Source organism: Tunturibacter psychrotolerans (assembly GCF_040359615.1).
Classification (GTDB): domain Bacteria; phylum Acidobacteriota; class Terriglobia; order Terriglobales; family Acidobacteriaceae; genus Edaphobacter; species Edaphobacter psychrotolerans.
In genome coordinates this window covers 659,723-676,864 of sequence record NZ_CP132942.1, presented here as the reverse complement: position 1 = coordinate 676,864, position 17,142 = coordinate 659,723, and the positions used below count along the sequence as shown (strand labels likewise).

Annotated in this window: 15 protein-coding genes; all 15 read right to left on the bottom strand. The window is 59.0% G+C overall.

Annotated elements, in window-relative coordinates:
* Positions 1-18: 18 nt before the first annotated feature.
* The 15 genes from RBB77_RS02695 to RBB77_RS02625 all read right to left on the bottom strand — a co-directional run bounded on the left by RBB77_RS02695 (position 19) and on the right by RBB77_RS02625 (position 17,049).
* Entirely contained in the window at positions 19-318 is a 300-nt protein-coding gene (locus RBB77_RS02695) for a hypothetical protein (protein WP_353064646.1), read from the bottom strand.
* Positions 311-1,498 carry a 5-(carboxyamino)imidazole ribonucleotide synthase gene (purK, locus tag RBB77_RS02690; RefSeq protein WP_353064645.1) on the bottom strand — a complete coding sequence of 396 codons (1,188 nt, stop codon included), beginning with the start codon at positions 1,496-1,498 and terminating at the stop codon, positions 311-313. The genes RBB77_RS02695 and purK overlap by 8 nt, the downstream gene beginning before the upstream one ends.
* The gene (purE, locus tag RBB77_RS02685) at positions 1,495-1,971 is read right to left on the bottom strand and encodes a 5-(carboxyamino)imidazole ribonucleotide mutase (protein ID WP_434557095.1); all 477 of its coding nucleotides are present in this window, start codon (positions 1,969-1,971) and stop codon (positions 1,495-1,497) included. The genes purK and purE overlap by 4 nt, the downstream gene beginning before the upstream one ends.
* A gap of 87 nt (positions 1,972-2,058) precedes the next feature.
* A complete protein-coding gene (locus RBB77_RS02680; RefSeq protein ID WP_353064643.1) occupies positions 2,059-2,319 on the bottom strand; it encodes a hypothetical protein in 261 nt (86 codons plus the stop codon).
* 19 nt (positions 2,320-2,338) lie between these two features.
* On the bottom strand, positions 2,339-2,554 hold the full coding sequence (locus tag RBB77_RS02675; RefSeq protein ID WP_353064642.1) for a hypothetical protein: 216 nt from the start codon (positions 2,552-2,554) through the stop codon (positions 2,339-2,341).
* A 20-nt stretch (positions 2,555-2,574) separates the two neighbouring features.
* A complete protein-coding gene (locus tag RBB77_RS02670; protein ID WP_353064641.1) occupies positions 2,575-4,905 on the bottom strand; it encodes a hypothetical protein in 2,331 nt (776 codons plus the stop codon).
* The gene (locus tag RBB77_RS02665; protein WP_353064640.1) at positions 4,902-6,134 is read right to left on the bottom strand and encodes a phage portal protein; all 1,233 of its coding nucleotides are present in this window, start codon (positions 6,132-6,134) and stop codon (positions 4,902-4,904) included. Before RBB77_RS02665 ends, RBB77_RS02670 begins: the two co-directional genes overlap by 4 nt.
* Before the next feature lie 114 nt (positions 6,135-6,248).
* Positions 6,249-7,085, bottom strand: a complete 837-nt coding sequence (locus RBB77_RS02660; RefSeq protein WP_353064639.1) for a DUF3037 domain-containing protein — start codon at positions 7,083-7,085, stop codon at positions 6,249-6,251.
* A gap of 28 nt (positions 7,086-7,113) precedes the next feature.
* Positions 7,114-7,974, bottom strand: coding sequence for a HipA family kinase (locus RBB77_RS02655; protein WP_353067562.1), 861 nt, complete (start codon positions 7,972-7,974; stop codon positions 7,114-7,116).
* Positions 7,975-8,157: 183 nt separating this feature from the next.
* Positions 8,158-9,720: a terminase gene (locus RBB77_RS02650; RefSeq protein ID WP_353064638.1), complete on the bottom strand. Its 1,563-nt coding sequence runs from the start codon at positions 9,718-9,720 to the stop codon at positions 8,158-8,160.
* A complete protein-coding gene (locus RBB77_RS02645) occupies positions 9,721-14,331 on the bottom strand; it encodes a GDSL-type esterase/lipase family protein (RefSeq protein WP_353064637.1) in 4,611 nt (1,536 codons plus the stop codon).
* A 126-nt stretch (positions 14,332-14,457) separates the two neighbouring features.
* The gene (locus RBB77_RS02640) at positions 14,458-15,444 is read right to left on the bottom strand and encodes a hypothetical protein (RefSeq protein WP_353064636.1); all 987 of its coding nucleotides are present in this window, start codon (positions 15,442-15,444) and stop codon (positions 14,458-14,460) included.
* The gene (locus RBB77_RS02635; protein WP_353064635.1) at positions 15,441-15,953 is read right to left on the bottom strand and encodes a hypothetical protein; all 513 of its coding nucleotides are present in this window, start codon (positions 15,951-15,953) and stop codon (positions 15,441-15,443) included. The genes RBB77_RS02640 and RBB77_RS02635 overlap by 4 nt, the downstream gene beginning before the upstream one ends.
* 36 nt (positions 15,954-15,989) lie before the next feature.
* Positions 15,990-16,421: a hypothetical protein gene (locus RBB77_RS02630; protein WP_353064634.1), complete on the bottom strand. Its 432-nt coding sequence runs from the start codon at positions 16,419-16,421 to the stop codon at positions 15,990-15,992.
* A 4-nt stretch (positions 16,422-16,425) separates the two neighbouring features.
* On the bottom strand, positions 16,426-17,049 hold the full coding sequence (locus RBB77_RS02625) for a hypothetical protein (protein WP_353064633.1): 624 nt from the start codon (positions 17,047-17,049) through the stop codon (positions 16,426-16,428).
* Positions 17,050-17,142: the final 93 nt, after the last annotated feature.

The window sequence follows — 17,142 nt, the reverse complement described above, 5'->3', positions numbered from 1 at the left end:
TGGAACATCGACCAATGATTAGGACAATGTGAATTCAAAAAGCTTGTCTTTTTTGGAGAGGATGTGGTCACGAACAAGACTGCATAGCTCCACAACGCTGTAGTCCCAATACTCTTTGGTTGATACGTCGAGGCCATCGTCAAAACGTGACCGAATCGTGTCTCCCACGGGCATATCGAAAACGTCGCATCCTAGAATGCGTATATCTTTCTGTTCACAGTCCTTCAAAAATTCCAACGCAACGTCCGTCGGGAAGAGAAACATCTCTCTCCATACAACGGCTCTCGATCGATAAGGCTCGATGATTTCTTTAGCCATCTTGGAGAGCCGCCAGCGCCCGCTGCACTAATGCGACAGCCTCATCCGCAGTCGCACCCACAGCCGACAGATGTCCCATCTTCCGTCCTTTGCGCGGCTTATGCTTCTCATACAAATGCAGTCTCACACCGGGCACAGCAAGCGCCGCGTCAAACCTGGGCTCGACAGCCTGTCCATCCTTCAACCACAAATCGCCCAAGAGATTCGCAATCGCCGCTGGCTGCACCACATCCACATCCCCTAAGGGCAGATCACAAACGGCTCGCACCAGTTGCTCGAACTGACCCGTCACGCAGGCCCGCACGCTCGCATGGTAGCTGTTGTGAGGCCGCGGTGCGAGCTCATTGACCAGCAGTCTCCCGTCGATCGTACAAAACATCTCGACTGCCAACACTCCCTCCAACTGAAATGTGTCAGCAATCGCCTCAGCAATCTCCCGCGCCTGCACTTCCATCTCCGAAGACAGCGGAGCCGGAATCACGCTCCATGCGAGAATCTGTTCTTCGTGATGGTTCAGCGCTGCAGGATAAACCTTCACTTCTCCATTTGGAGCACGAGCGACCAATACGGAGATCTCTTTCTCCAGGTCGACGGCCTTCTCTGCCACGCCGGCCCGCTCGCCCAGCGCCTCCCAGGCCATCCTAATTTCATCCTCAAGAGAAGCTCCAGCATTGAAACCTACCTTACCCTGACCGCGTCCGTCGTATCCGCCAGTCGCGCTCTTGCAAAAACACCTGCCCCCAAGCGCTGCCACAGCATCCCGCAACTCATCGAGCGACCGCACCGCCCGATACTCCCCCACCGGAAATCCATTTCGTCGCAGCCAGTCTTTTTGCTCGATCCGATCCTGAATCACCGCCAGCATGGCACCGCCCGGCCGCACCGGCGCATAGCTCGCAGCCGCCTCCATACTCGCAGGAGAGATCTGTTCGATCTCTAGTGTCACCACATCACAACCACGAGCAAGATTCGCCGCTTCCCGCGAATCATCCCACCCAGCCTCAATGCATCCGTCCACCACAAACCGAGCCGGGCAAGCCGGATCCGGATCGAGCACCAGAATCCGATACCCCATGCCGCGGGCGGCCATCGCCGTCATCCGGCCCAGCTGTCCTCCACCAAAGATCCCAATCGTCGCACCCGGCAAAATCGGCTTCGCACTCGAAGAATCAGAGCTCACTCGCCAACTCCTTCTTCCCCAACCACCTGCGCAAGAACTTCATCCCGTCGCGCAGCGCGCCAAGCCACCAATCTCTTCTGCAACCCAGCATCCGTAGTAGCCAGCATCGCGATAGCCAACAGTCCTGCGTTCGCAGCGCCAGAAGCCCCAATCGCAAGCGTTCCCACAGGAATTCCCTTTGGCATCTGCACAATGCTCAACAGCGAATCCATCCCCTGCAACGCTGTCGCCGGTATCGGAACACCCAACACAGGCACCACGGTCTTCGCTGCGATCATCCCCGGCAGATGTGCCGCACCCCCAGCCCCCGCGATGATCACCCTGAGCCCGCGTTCCACCGCAGAGTCCGCATACTCAAAAAGAAGATCCGGCGTCCGATGAGCCGACACCACCCGCACCTCGTGCGCGATGCCAAACTCCTTCAGCACCTCCACGGCACCTCGCATCACCGCATAGTCATTGCGGCTTCCCATCACAACTCCAACTAAAACACTGCTCTGCGACTCGGCGTCCATGGCCCGATTATACGGTTTCCCATGCACGCCGCGCCCGCAGCAACACTACGAACGGTTCGCCCACAGACTCGCGTTCAGGCACATCACCACACCGTCAATCGTCATACCCAGCCCCTGAGTGAACTTGTCCGAATCGGCGATATGCTTCATCGTCACAGCATCGGTGATATTGATCGCCGCCCCGACGATCTCCACCGCCGCCTTCTTCTTTTGCTCACCCGTCTCCGCTCCGAACAAAGCCTCCGTTCCTTGAATGACGCCCGGAAGCAACGCAATCGATCGTAAAAACAGCTTCAAAAAGTTCATGCTTTCTCCGTAATCCCACCTATCGCCGAAAATAATCAATCGCCAGATGGAACACGGCCAACACCGCGCCACCAGCACCCAGAAGTCCCTTCATCCGTTGCACACTTCGCTCATGCTGCTCCACGCGATCCTCCAGTTGAGTTAATCGCCCCGGCTGCCCGATCCCTAGCACCTGCTTCATTTGGCTCTTCAGCACACTCAAATCCGCTAATACCTGCCCTTCGAACTCTGTCATCTCTTTCCTCCTTTCTTCTGTTACTCGCTTACCGGCAAATCCGTAAACACTGCACTCGAAAACCGCGAATACAGCGGTGGTTTCGATCCATCAAACATCCGCACGTAGTAGTGCTCGATCTGTCCTTCTCGAGGAATGGAGAAGCTCCGCACCGGACTCCTCAACACCAGATCCTGATCTACTCCCGGACCAAAATCCCCGTCTCTTCGTCTCACTTCAAACCCACCGCCAGCAGGCGGAGCCGTCCCGGAATCCACCTGTAGCGCAGTCCCGGTGGCGCTCACCACCTGCAACTGCTGCAGGTTCGAAAGCACACCGCTGCCAACCGGCAGCGTCGAGTTCAACGCAGTCGATGGAAGCAGCGCGTCAACAGCGATCGCCTCAGACAGCGTCAAGCCCAATCCCTCGGCCCAGTCGTTGGCAAACGACATGCGATACGTCAGCATCTCCGGGCATCCCATGCCATCGGCGATCTCCACCCGCCGCACCACCACGCTCATCGTCTGTCCTGCGCTCGTGACGGCCAGTACATCTCCCGGCCAAACATCCTGCGGATTCACCGCGACATAAGTTCCTGCAACTGCGGCCGCTCGACTGGCAGAAAAACTGAGCACCGCCATCGCAGCGCTCTCGCAATCCATCGAGCTCCGCGCAGCAGGCTTCAACACTTTTCCCAGCCACTGCGCAGTCCCAGGCACACCGCCCGCAGCTTCCTCGGCAACGCTCGCTGCATCTTCCATCCGCGCCACCGCCCTTTGCTGTACGCGATACGTCACAGTTACAAGTTCTCCCGCCACAGGCACCCTTCCGGCAAAGAATGTAACCTTTCCTGCTGCAGATACCTTGCAATCAACGCCTTCTCCCGCAACTCCGATCAGCCGTGTCATCTTCACACCACTCGGCAGCGTACTCACCACCCAGCCAGACCCCGTCTGCGTGATCCTGCAGTAACCCATAGACCCAAACAGCTGCACGCTGTTCACCGCAACAAAGCTGCAGCTAACCGGCGAGGTCACCACGGGCCCGTCATAGAGCACCGTAGCCGGGGTATTTGAGGCCACTCCCAGATCCTGCAGTTCAAACACAAGAGACATCGGCGCTGCCACCAGTCCGCCGCCAAACGAATTCACTACGCCATCCACCATTGCGTAGTAGGTCTGCGACACCCGTTGCACTTCAACGCAATGCAACCGAATACGCAAGGTATAAATGTGTCCCTGCAGCATCGGAAACACGGTCCCAACCTCGGCACCATTCACAAACGGCACCACCACGGTGTTCCCGCCACTCTGGCGCACGTTGTAGCCGACAAAGCAGTTCGCGCTCTGTGTAGCTCCCTCGTACAGCCCGCAAACCACTCCAGCGCTCGCACCACCTAGTTGCAGACTCCCCGCTTCAACCACCAACGTGCCGCCCATCTCCACCGGGTCGATCGCTGTCAGCGTCGTCTGCCCATCAAAGCCATTCCCTCCCGTCATCGTCAGTCCCGCGGCACTCAGGCCAAGATGCGAACCCGAATCATTCAACTGCCAGATCTGCGTATCCAGCACCTCCTCGTTGAAGCTGTCGAGAAGAAACTGCGCGGAGTTCGCTGTCTTCTTCGGACGAAACGGATCTTCCGACAGTTGAAACACAGTAGTCGTTCCATCACCAGCGAAGGTCTCAGTGACATATGCCGTCGGCTCCATATCTCCGCTCACCGTGACATCATTCGCAAGCTCCTTCACCGACGTTGTCTTCAACGCCGCCACCTGGAGCGAACCGTCTCCATCGCTCAACGTATGGGTCACAGTTCCTGCCGGCTGCATTCCAATCGCACCATCCAACACGCGATACGCCGCATACGTCGCGCTGGCGACACCACCCGCATTCACCGACCAGTTCTCTGTTTGCGAAGGCTCGAAGACGCCGACCGCGAGCCCATTCAGCACGCCAGTCGTCGTAAACAAGCCAGCATCCACGCGGTTGGTCAGAGTCGTCAGCAACTGTCCACCGCTCTGCCCCAGTCCTGCTCCACTCAGAGGCACAGTCTGCTTATCCAGCAGCCACTCATCACTTACAGCGCTCACGGCATACCGATAGACCGGCCCTTTCAAGCCAGTCCCCGCATACACCGCTTCGGGATCAGTAGCAATATAGCCGGTGAAAAGAATCGTCCCGTTTGCTGCCGTGACTACGACGCGTCCCCGCCTCACCGGTACCGGCAAAGCAGCATCCGTCACATCCAGCATGCCGCTACATATCGACGGAGCATTCAACGTGCGTGAAATCTTCAACGGTCCATCACCGCAAAGCGCAGACGAGTAGTCCACAGCCCCCGCGCCATCCAGATTGTCGATCGTCACCTTCACTGTGTCACCGCCTCGATCGGGCCTAACCCCCGCATCGCACGCACTTCATTCACGGTCAACACCCCGGCCTGCAGCAGCGTCGTCTGCATCTGCAGCTCCTCCATCTCGTCCCTGCTCTCCAGGTCGTTGAAGCAGAACTCGAACTCGCGCCAGCCCAGCTTCTTTGCGAACAGGTCCCGCGTTATGTGCTCTGCTACCAGCTTCGCCACCGGCACAATCGCGCCCTGGAAGGCCTCGTCCGCCATCTCGCCCGCAGTCGACTGATTCACGTCACTCTCCAGACCAAGCATCATCGGGGGAAGATCGAACGCATTCGCAATCATGCGAATCAAAGCCTCCTGCCACTGCAGCCGCAGATCGGAATCGGTTCCACCGGCAAACTGAATTACCTCCGGCTTCTGTTCGGAGCTCAAAAACGGAACTCGCCCCGTACCTTCAATCTCATCCTGCCACCACCGAATCAGCCGGTCGTGCTCCTCGGGAGTAGCGTCGTTCAACCAGATCGCATACTGCGCCACCGAATTACTGGCAAGCTTCCCCGCATACCGGCTCGCGCTCAGAAACTGATTCACTGTTTCGAACGCAACCTCCAACCTGCCCAAACCAAACGGCGTATAGCTGCGAGGGTTCAGCCTCAGATACATCAGCTCGTCGTCGAGAAGAGGAACCAAAGCCTCCTGCCCCATCCGTCCCGTGGCCTGGGCATAGCGAGGCTTGTTCGGATCCCCATCCCACTTCGTATCGATCTGGATCGTCGCGCCATCCACCGCCCAAAGATGAAACGGTCTCGCAGGATCGTCGGTCGCTTCCATCTCCACTGCACCAAATCCACCGACCAGCAGATCCTCCAGCACCTGCTCCCACAACACTCGAAAGCTGTCCGAAGCATTCGGCTCCTCGAGGCACTCCCGCAACACCTTCATCCGAGCCTCCGCATCCTCGACAGCCACGTTGGTGTAGCCGCGCCGCACCTTCACCTGCCAGTCCATGCTCGCGATCTTGTCCTTCACCACATTGATTGCCCGCCGCACCACAGGCGTCTCAGCAAACTTCCGCAGATTCGCGGCCGTCGGCTTCGGCAGAGCGTTCTGACCCGGCCGTCCCGCTGGTCTGTAGGGGCTCAAAATCGAGGGCAACATCGCCGTCTTCCGCTCGCCCAGCCCTGCATCACCAGCTTCAACCCCTGCCAACCGCTGCCAAACATCCTTCACCATCGTCCGAACGCCCATCGCTACCCCTCTCTCTTTCCGTCTCTGCTGCAAAAAGAAAAAGGCACAGCCCCTGGGCCATGCCTACCGTTGAAAATCAAGAAACTTTGTTACCGACTAGCCAAACCTAATGTCTCAAACCCTCAACTCCACTCGAGCCGTCTCTGCCACTCTCGCCAGATCACTCAAAGTCACCACCCGAATCTCCTGCCGCTCCATCGCCTCTACGCCGAATCGATACCGCTCCATCGCCTCGTCTTCCGTATCCGACACAGCGCGTAGCGGCTCCACAATCGCAGTCAGCTCCAACCGCGCTCCCTCCACCCTCTGCACGCCCTCCACCAACTGCGGAGCCGAATAAGCCAACCCCTTCGCGGCCTCCACATCCCCCTCCAGCGACACCGCCTGAAACATCCGAATCACCCCATTCGGCCTATACCCACAATCAATCTTCATCGGATCGCCCGCCCGCGTATAAAGCGAAGCCGCGATCCTCTTCCGCATCAGCCCCCACACACCAGCCCGCTCAAACTCCGTCCGCATCGCCCCCGCGATCGCGGCGCGTCCGGTCCGCTTCCGCTCCATCTTCACCTTCAAAGGCTCAACATACATCTTCATCAACTGCTCAATCTCCGCCGGCAGACTCTCCGCCAGGCAAGCCCGTACCTCGGTCATCTGTACCGAGTTCGCCAGCGTATCCTCAAGAATCTCCATCACCGGCTTGATCCCCGGAGCATCCCGACCCACAGTCTTCAGCCGAGCTCCAATCTCTCCCTCCAACGCCTCCAGCAACCCGATGTCCGCATCCGCATCCATGCACTTCACCCGAGCCCAATCCCGCGTAAAGCGCACGACCGCGCTATCGTCGCGCCCTGCCTCCCGCAGCAGCACGCCGATATTCGCAAACTCGCCCTTCACCACATCCGGCACATACCGGATCAGGAAGAACTCGCATTGGACCCGCTCAGCCATCAACCTCCAAACTCATTACACCCCACACCTACATTACGAATTTTCCCACTCCACTAACCTCAGCGAACTGCCTCGGCACCACAATTTTCCTCCCCGACGCCCACATCGGGAATGGCTCCCTGTTCGAATCCCGAAACTCCCCGATCAACTCTCTCACCCGCGACCGTCGCCTAAGCATCTGCTCCATGAGCTGCTCGATCACCACCGTATCCCCGCCATACCACTCCGGCGGCACCGCCTCCGCGATCGTCCACAGCGTCTCCCCCTCCATCGCCTCCACCCGGCTCAGCCAGGGCTCAAAGCTCTCCCATCCCGTTACCCGTGCATACACTTGGTTCCTCTGGTACACCCCGCGCAACGGCGAATCCGGAAACGTCCACTCTCCCGCATTGAAGCAGAACCCCTGGTCAATAAACGTTGCCCGATACTTTTTCTCTCTCGGCTTTCTCTCAAACACCGCCTGCCGTCCATTACAGTTGCCTGCCCACTTATCGATACACAACATTCCTGCAAACTCCGCGAGATTCCTCACCTCATCCAACTGCTGCTCCGGCAAGTAGTCCACCACCTGTCCCGGCATCAATCCACCTACAAACTGCGATCCAAACTGCAACCCTGCGGTATACCTCTGCCTCAGCCCTCGCGGCATGTCGACGAACATATCCAGCGTATTCGACACCAGCCACTCGGTGACTTCCACCACGTCGCTCACCGGCACGGTCAGACCCACTGCCGCCGCCAGCCTGGTTGCGATCAACTCGTTCGCCAGCACCCGCACATCCTGCGGATTATTCTGAAACTTCACCACCCAAAGCTTGCCATCGGCCCCTAGCATCAACTGGCTCTGCGCCCCGCCGCGCATCCTTCGAATTGCCTGTACTGCCAACACCGCCAAGCCGAAATACCTCAGCAACAGAATAACCCGTGGGCGTTCGCACGCCCTTTTAGAGCTTCGCGTGGTCCTTCCGTTGGTCGGAATCATCTTCCTCGCGACCAACGGGAGCGCCATGCAAAGCGGTACACACGCCACGAAGTGGCCGCTCCACGCGCAGTGGGCCCGTCCGGCAGGACACTATCTTCGAGACCCCACCAACTCAGCCCGAACCGCCTGCCCAATCGCCATGGCCATCAGGCAATCATCATGCGCCCCATTCACCGCCCCTGTCCTGCCTCCAGCCATCGAAACAAACGTCCGACACTCCAAAAGCAGTCTCTTACTAAAAAACATTCCAGGCGACTCCACCAGCAAAGCCCCCATCCGGCTCACCATCCCCGGCTTCGACCCGGCCGTAGTCAACCAGCCCGCGACTCCATCCTGCTCATACACTCGCGCATACCGTTCCACGCTATCCAGATAAGCAAGCACACCAGCTCCATGGTTATTCCTCTCCACCGCAATCACCGACCCGCCATACTCCCTAGCCAACTCCGCCGAAACCCTGGCCAACTCCAGAGTCCCAAGCCTCTGCTGCAGCTCCGCGCACTGCATCCCGGACTCCTTCTCGATCACCTGCACCGCCGCAAAGTCTCCATCGGCCCCACCCCCAGCCGTGTCCACGGCGACGACATACTCCTTCCCCGCAATCGGCGGCAGCCAAATTTGCAACGCCCCACCCCGCCGCATCTCTAAAGGCTCCCCCAGAGAAGCCAGCCGTTCTTCCACAACCTCAACCTCAAAGCAGCATTCCCCAGTAGCCTTAAAGCAGCTCTCCGCATCCTCCGCAAACTCCTGCGACCGCAACCCCCGATAACTAGCCTCCAGCCCTCGACGAAAACCAATCTGCCGCGCAGTCAACCCATGTGCCGACACCAGCCGCTGCTCATCCTCACGCAACTCATCAGCAGCAGCGCCAATATAGGCCTCCTCCATCCACCACGGAAAAAAGTGTCGCACAACATCACTTGCCCTGCCCGCATTCGAAACCGCCCGTCCCCACTCCTCATAAAAACATCCATAAGCCCCATTCGGAGTGGACTCCATCACCATCTCGCCTGCAGGCGCCAACGCCGCCCGCAGCCCTGCCAGCGTAGCCCCCGCATCTCCCGGCCAGCGACTCACCTCGCTGCAGTGCAGATACTGCACCGTCAAACCACGCCCGGCGTTCTCATCCCCCGCGCTCACCACACGAAACTCACTATCCAGCGCCGGAAAACACATCTGCCCGGCATTCGCCTTACTCCGCCGCAGCGCACCCTCGCGCAACCCCTCCGGCAGACACTCCCAGAATCGCTGCACCATCCGAAAGATTCCCTCTGCTGCCTCTCTCGTCTGCGCCACCTGCACCGTCATCACACCGCGAGCAGTAATCGTCTTCAAAAAAAACCGCCCCGCAACCCAGGTCGTAATCCCTATCTGCCTGGCCTTCAAAACGATGTTCTGCCTGCCGCGCTCCCGTTCAAACGCCCTCTGCACAGCATTGGCTCTCAGCGGCCTCTCCAAACCCGCACGATCCCGAACCCTCAACCAACCCTCAGCCACCTTCACCAAAGCGGATGGCCTTGCCTCCATCCACCTGCCCAGCGCCAACAACTCCTCTACATCCCACTGAGCCTCACTCATTCCACCAACCTCACCCTGAAAACGGCACAGCGCAGCCTCGCCTTCACAAACGAGGCCGCGCCATGCGGCAACCACCTACATCTCCCAATGGCATCCCGAAACCGTTTTAGGATTCGGAACATCCCGCAGCGTCAACGATCCATGCGCCGGCACCGGCACCACAGTGCTCGCCGCAAGCCCATTGATCAGCTCTGACGAGCTACCCGCAATCACACCCACCGTAAACGCGGATTGCAGGTTCGTCACCGTGTACACCGCGCCGCTCTGCCCAATGCAATCCGGCAGCGTCAACGTCTGGTTCGCTGTCGGAGCCGCCGTGACGTAACCATCCCCAGCCTGCATCGCATAGCTTGTTGCCGAGACCACATGCGGGTTCAGCCGGTTATATCCGAAGTGATAGTTCAGCGTGTTGCTCACCGCATTCGCAAGTAACTGCTGCCCCGCCGCCGTCGGATGAATCTGATCCGCCTGGAAGTAAGTCGTATTCGAGGAAGCATTATCTGCGCCGAGCAATGGGTTCGCCGCAAAGTCGACTACCCCATCCACCCCCAGAGCCTCCGCACTCGAGAGCAGCAGCGCATCGAAAGCATCCTTCTGTAAATCGATTGGACCCCGCGACAGCATCGTCCCGACAAACACCAGGCAGCCTGCCTTCTTCATCTTCGAACTAAAATTCGCGATGCTCGATACCGCAAGCGTGGGTGACATGTTGTAAGCACCCACATCGTTCGTCCCTGCAAACAGAATCGCGATCGAGGGCCCTTGCGTCGCTGTGCACATCGGCGCAATACGGTTCGGTTCAGCAGCCGCCAACGCCCTTGCACTGATGCCGGGAATACCCGCATCCACTATGTTGTAAGCAGGCTGATTCGTCAGACTCAAAAGCTCCGGCCAAGCCTGCGACGAAACCAGTCCCAACCCCGCAGTGATGGAGTCACCCACAGCAAACAGTTGTGGAATTCCCTGAGGAATCTGCTGAGGCGTCGTGATCACAGGCCTGCTATTCATATCCGCCATAATCTGCAGATACGTCGCCTGCACCTGTGCAGGCGTGTCCTCACCAGCCTTGAACACCGCCCGGTAAAACGTCCCAACGAACCCGCTCCCATTCAGGAAATCGGTGTTCGAAGCTCCCAGCAGAAGATTGCCCGACGTCTGGAAGCCTGCCGAAGACTGTTGACCGCCATAAGGCAACTCTGTGCCATTCAGATAAATATGGTCTACATCGCCGTTGCCCGCTCCAAGCGTATACGTCAGCACGTTGAAGCCAGAAATCGCCACCGTCGACTGCGTTCTCACGCTGCCCCCAGCCTCTGAAGAGGGCAGCATTGTCCCATTGACCCCTTCGAAGTCCGTCAGAAACAGGTTCAACCCATTTCCTCCCAGCGAACTTGTAACCAGCTGCGGAATCGTATTCCCGACATTATTCGCATTCAACACAGCTGGTCCGGACGCGTAGAACGCAAGGTAGAAGGTACGTGTGGAGTTCAGCGCAGCGGGCAGGGTCACATTCTGAGGGACTGTAAACCCTAGACCGTTTGCCAGCCACGTAGGAGCGTTAGTTCCAGTACCTAGCGTGCCGTTATTTCCATTGCCACTGTTGTCCGTCAAAACCGTCCCCGAGCCCTGAAGAAAGTTATAGTCAGCCGTCGCGCCTGCAATCGGAGCAGCCCCACCGGACAAGCCCGTTCCAATCGACTGTCCGCCCGAGCCGCTCGTTCCTGCCGGCACTGACCACGTTCCATCCTCACGCAAATACCGCGTCGTTCCCGCCGTCGTTCCTGGATCCGGAACCGCACCACGAGCATGAGCCGTTCCAGACGCTCCGAACAACGGAAGCTGAGCCGCACCAACGGTGCCATTGAGCGTCGTCGCATTCACCGTTCCCGCATTGATCGTCCCCGCCGTAAATCCCTGCGGGCTGAACTGATAGCTCGTTCCTCGCAGGTTCATCTGCAGCGTACTCGTCGTCGGCTGGAAAGAAATCGTGTCCACGCTACTGCTGCTATCCAGCTCAAACAAGTCGTAGCCGGAGTTCCACCGTCCACACCCATGCGAGTTGCAGTGAACCGAGAACACACTCTGTTCTCCCGCCTGCACATCCATCGTTCGCTGCCAGATGCCTTGCGCCACGTACGCAAACCCCGGCGCCGTATGGGTTCCGCCATTGCCCAGGTAGCTCGAAGCAGGCACAGCATTGATAACGGTCCACCCGCTTAGTCCAGGTCCTGCGTTTCCCTCAAATTCGACCCCCGCGGTCTGCGCCACTGTAGGACGAGGCGTTGTCTGTCCAACGAAGGACAAATCTGCCCCCACCCGCTGCTGATAATAATGTGGCTCCTCAATCGGATCGTTCACAGCCCACTGCACGGTATTCGGTGCCAGTGTAAGTTGCCCATCGACACTCTTCGTCGCCGTATCGAAGACTCCTAGCACCTCTGCCATGGGATACAAAACATATCCCCCCGTTAGCTTGGACACCGTCCCACCCGTGCTCGTGCTGTTCGCGCCGGCCTGGGCAAACGTCAGTGTGTTCGATCCAGTCGTGGTCACCGTGAAGCTGCCGTTATAGCTCTGGTCCGCCACGCCTGAGATGTTCATGCTCAATCCATTCACATCCACCGGCAATGAGCCCGCCGTCGTTACCGTCACAACCCCGCTGTTCCGGGCAATCGCCGCAATCTGCATCGTCACGTTCAGAAAGGCGCTGTTGTTCTGCTGCACCCCCGCAAGCGACGCCAATCCGCCCGCATAGTAGAGACCCGTCGTCGAGAAAGATCCGACCACAGGAAACAGCTGCCGGATAACGCCTACGGTATCTACCGTCTGTTCCAACCCGTAGCCGCACAATCCACCGAAAGCAATCGTCGCTCCCGCCTCGTGAGGCTTGTTCAACGTCAACCGCAGATGCGTTCCATCTACCACGGAGTAGTTCGCCATCTCGTAGTTGGTAGGCCCAGGAGAGGAGGGCGAGTCTGTAATGCAGGCCACTCCATTCGGACTCGAAACCGCGGCAGTATTCGTCGCGAATCCCACAGTCACCCCCGTCGTCGCAATCGCGATCGTCACGGGTCCCGGAGCCGCATTGTTGGCCTGAGAGGGAATTATTGCCGCCGTCGCCAGAAAAACGCTGACCGGAAAGTTGGTCCCGCTGAAGGTCGCGCCCTCCCCAGGTCCGCTGTTTACCTGGCCCGTTCCGCCCGTTATCGCTCCGTTCGTAATCGTCTTCGCAGGGTTCTTGTCGATCAGAAACCGCCCCTCACCCTGGGTTCCACTCGCCAGCTGCGAACCAGCCATTACCACCGTCGAACCGGGAGAACAACCGGCGCTGCATACTCCTTGGAATACGTTGAAATCCTCCTGGACCTGAATATCGAAGGGGTGAGCGCCCTCATCTGCCTCATCGCGAAAACCTCCCGACGAGTTAATAAATTGCGATCCGATAAGGCAATCACCAACTCCGTAGCAGTCGATTTCGCCCGCATTTAGTATGTGCTGACCCATGGTGTTGTAGGTGCCCGTAATACTCACTGCGTTGTAGTTGGTCTTGAAGTAAGGAACACTGCCAATCGTCTCCGGAAACAGGTTCGACCCGCCCGTCAGGCCCTGGTGTCGAATCTGTAGACCAAACGAAGTCGGATCACTGGACCCTCCCGCCGCAACTTCAGCCTGCGAGCTCCGAGTCGAAGTCACATCGATCACCTGGCCGGCATCTGCCCCGCCTGCCTCGGAAGTGGTCGGATTCATATACGTATCGCGACGTTGCCCGTTCCTCTCGTCCTCGATATGAGTCCCCCCCGCGCCGCTGTTCAACGTGGTCGCGACGTAGCTCTCTCCCACCGGGTAGCTGTGTTCCACCTTCACATCGCAGCCGCTCGCGCAATCCGGGCTTGTCACCGCATTCGCGATTCCGTTGCCTCCCAGGCCGCTTACATACTGGCTGGCATACTCGTCGCCGTTCAGGTTGTTCACTTGCAACTGCGTCCCAACCGGCTGCACCACAACCTGTGTCGCCGCAGGCAGTGTCGAAACCTTCTGCCCCAATCCAGCCGCAGCACCCGCTATATTCACATCGACATAGTGCTTGTCCGCCGCCTGGTTCGGAGTCGTCGGGTCCGCCGGAAGAACCAGCGGTCCCGTCATCGTATCTCCCGCCTTCTCGACAAAAGGATTGGAGCTATCGAGCGGATGCCCTGTCACGGCAGCGGCAATCGCGGTATCCACGTAGTTCTTGCTCACCGTCTGCATCGCCACCGAAGTCGGAAGCACCGTGCTCTTGATCGTGCTTACCTGCACCGGAGCAAGGCTCACCGGAACCACCCAGAACTCCCGGCTCACACTTCCATCGTCCAGGTGATACACCGCCGTATAGTAGGTCCCAATCGGTGTCGAGCCCGCATTGGGAACCAGCGCCAGGCTCAAAGCACCATTGGTGATCGTGGCGGAAGTGCTACCACTTGGCACGGATTGCCCACTCGCGGCGGTAAAAGCCTGCCAGCTCACAATCACGCTGCCGTTAGCCAGCGTCCCATCCCCACGATAAACCGTATCTGTAACCTGAGTAGTATCAATTGTGCTTGGTGTAGTCGCCTGCGCCGCCGCCGCCACCTTCATCACCGTCATCGCCCCCGGAATTGCCAGCAGCAGCATCCCGATCAGCGTCCATCCTTTAGGCTTCCAATGCATCGTCGTTCTCCTCGTTCCTGTTCACTCTCGTTCGCCGCGGCCCATCCGTCCGGGCACAAGTCATCTGCGCGAGTCGTCGTCGCGTCAAATTCGCTTCCACTTGTCAATGCGTAAAGGTTGTCTTTGCTAAACGGCCCGCATCGCTCCCGGCAGATAGCTGCGGAAGCACAAAACCGTCTCGCCGTCGTTAGCATCCTTCACTGGCAGAGCGCGAAACGCCCCCGCCAGCTTCACCTTCTCGAGCGGCCCGGCCAGCGTCTCCACCATCTCCGCCGCACCCTGCATCGCCTGCAATCGTGGATAGTGGTAGATCACCCTGTCTCCCTGTTCCCCATCCATCACAAACAGCCCCGACCACTCCTGAAAGAATCCGCCGCCCTCACGATCGACGAATCCCATCAGCGGACTCACCTGCATCCCCGAAGGCGGTGCCCCAGCCAGCAGCGCCGACCCCAACTGCAGCGCTCCATTCGCAATCCCCACAACCCGACCCACATTCAGCGTGACCCGCCGAATATAGTTGATGTCATTTGCCACAGACGCAGGCGAACTCACGTAAGCCGCACTGACCCCGCTCCCCACAAAACCCGTCTGTGCCACGTAATCTTCATCGACGGCGACCAACTCCCCAACCTGGAACTGTGCCACCGCCGTCGCCCCCACACTCAACGAGCTGGCCGTCGATCCAGGCACCAGCGGAACAGCCTTTGCCGCCACACCGCCACTCCCATTCGCCGCCGCGCCAGTCGCCGTCCGCAACAGATTCATCTGTTGCGACCCCGCAGCCAGCGCCAGTTGCAACTTCCCCCAGCTCTCAAACTCAAGCTCAACCGTAGCCTCCACCTGGGTCACAACCTGGCTCTGCACCACTGCTGGCGCGCCAGTCGTCAGCGCTCCAATCTTCGACGCGCTCTTCCTCGCAAACTTGGAGCACCATCCCAAATCCATCCACGGCGACGGCGGCGAACTCAACGCAAACGTCCCCATCTGCGACGCATCGAACAACGTCGGCGCTCCCGCCTCACGGTTTACCGGAGCAAAATAAGCCCTCACTCTCCGCGTCACCGGGGCCACCGCGCCCACCAGACTAACTGCAGTTACAGTCGCACTCACAGCTCACCCGCTTCCTGGTAGCAAAACACCACAACCGTAGCCACCCGCTCCAGCCGCTCACCGTTCACCACAGCAGCCCCAAACGCAGCATCTCCCCAGAACACATTCGTCCCCATCGCCACAGGAGCCAGTCCCGATCCACCCGCGGCCCCAACATAGTTCATCTTCGTCACATTCTGTGGAGCCGCACTCACCGCCGATACCAACTCCGCATCCATCCCCGACAGCAACCGCCCCCGATCCATCCCCCCGTTGCCGGAGTCGCCATCGGTCGCATAGCTGATCTCGCACGTCATCGTCGCGAGCGGTAGCGCCGCCAGCGCGTCCACGCTAAGCCCCGTCCAGCGCAGGCAAAACGCATTCACCGGCACAGTCGCAGAAGCCAGCTCGTTCTCCTCCACCAGCACGCCAGGCCGTGTCACCCCGCGCAGCACTATCGTCCGTGCCGGATTCACCGCCGCCAGCCTGTCTCGCAGCGTGACATAAAACGTATCTCTAGCATTCTGCATTTATCTGTAACCTTTCCAGTGACATTTACGTCGCAACTAAACCATCAACGCCAACGGAGCCCGCAACACCAGTCGATAAACGTAAGTAGCGCCCCCAAGCTCCGACTCCGATGCCGACTCAATCTCCATCAGCACATCGTCGATCAACACCCCGAACGCCGTGGCAAACAGAACATTCGCAGCCGAAATCCCCATCGAACCGACCAGGGCATTCACGGATGTCGCGGAAACCAGCAGCTCACTCGTAGCCGCCTTACCATCAGCCAACGTAGCCCGAGCCTTCCGAAAGACCACCGGCTCCAGCGCCACATCCTGAAACGTAGGCACCGCCAGCCCAAGTTGCTCCGTCGTATCACCGGAGCTAGCCGGAGCCGGCATCCGCAAAAACACACTTCGCCCCCCGCCACAGCGCAACAAAACATCCGCCGCTCGCAGTGCCCTTATTGATGCATCTCGCAACTGTCCCATCGCATCACCCAAGCCTCTCTGCGACATAGGGCTTCAGCAGCAGCTGTACCTGCGGATCGATCAGAGACCCGCTGAAGTACTGCATCTGCATCGTGTCCATCTTGCTCGACTTCACATTCATCGCAGGCGTCGCCTGGGCATTCTTCACAATCTGCACGCACGCGACCTTCACCGCATCAGGCACAGTCACCAATCCCGATGTGTAAGTCACCGCAACCTCGTTGTAATCAATCCCCAGAAAATTTCTGGGAAACGTCAGCTCAGCTGTTGTCTGATTCACATCGACAGTCGTTACATCCAATACACTCCAGCTCCCCGGCACGCTGAACGCCCGCGCGATCTCTTCATGAAACAGATCAGGCAGCTCTCCCCTCCGCGGCCTCGCAAACCGAACCCTCACGCCCACCAACGCAGAAGCAGCTCCCACCGCCGCAGCGAGCGGACGATAGCTCAGCCGCACTGTCTGCGCGCCATCCGTCAGCCGCATCCGCTCCACATACTGCGTCACCAAAAGACTCGGCCGCCGGCAATAAGACTCCATCAGCGCAGAAGCCATCGTCACCCAGTCATCCGTAGTCTCTGCCGTCAGTCCATACTGCACATACTCCGTCGGCAACAAATAGCCCATCGCATCCCTCTCTCAAAAAGCAACAGGGACCGGCACAAATAGCACCGGCCCCCATAGTTATCCAACAAACCAACCGAAACCGACCAAGCTCCA

Bases quoted from the DNA above. Each gene is read 5' to 3' on its own strand.
- RBB77_RS02680 (WP_353064643.1), bottom strand. From the start codon at position 2,319: ATGAACTTTTTGAAGCTGTTTTTACGATCGATTGCGTTGCTTCCGGGC.
- RBB77_RS02630 (WP_353064634.1), bottom strand. From the start codon at position 16,421: ATGGGACAGTTGCGAGATGCATCAATAAGGGCACTGCGAGCGGCGGAT.
- RBB77_RS02645 (WP_353064637.1), bottom strand. From the start codon at position 14,331: ATGCATTGGAAGCCTAAAGGATGGACGCTGATCGGGATGCTGCTGCTG.
- purE (WP_434557095.1), bottom strand. From the start codon at position 1,971: ATGGGAAGCCGCAATGACTATGCGGTGATGCGAGGTGCCGTGGAGGTG.
- RBB77_RS02635 (WP_353064635.1), bottom strand. From the start codon at position 15,953: ATGCAGAATGCTAGAGATACGTTTTATGTCACGCTGCGAGACAGGCTG.
- RBB77_RS02665 (WP_353064640.1), bottom strand. From the start codon at position 6,134: ATGGGCGTTCGGACGATGGTGAAGGATGTTTGGCAGCGGTTGGCAGGG.
- RBB77_RS02675 (WP_353064642.1), bottom strand. From the start codon at position 2,554: ATGACAGAGTTCGAAGGGCAGGTATTAGCGGATTTGAGTGTGCTGAAG.
- RBB77_RS02695 (WP_353064646.1), bottom strand. From the start codon at position 318: ATGGCTAAAGAAATCATCGAGCCTTATCGATCGAGAGCCGTTGTATGG.
- RBB77_RS02660 (WP_353064639.1), bottom strand. From the start codon at position 7,085: ATGGCTGAGCGGGTCCAATGCGAGTTCTTCCTGATCCGGTATGTGCCG.
- RBB77_RS02625 (WP_353064633.1), bottom strand. From the start codon at position 17,049: ATGGGCTATTTGTTGCCGACGGAGTATGTGCAGTATGGACTGACGGCA.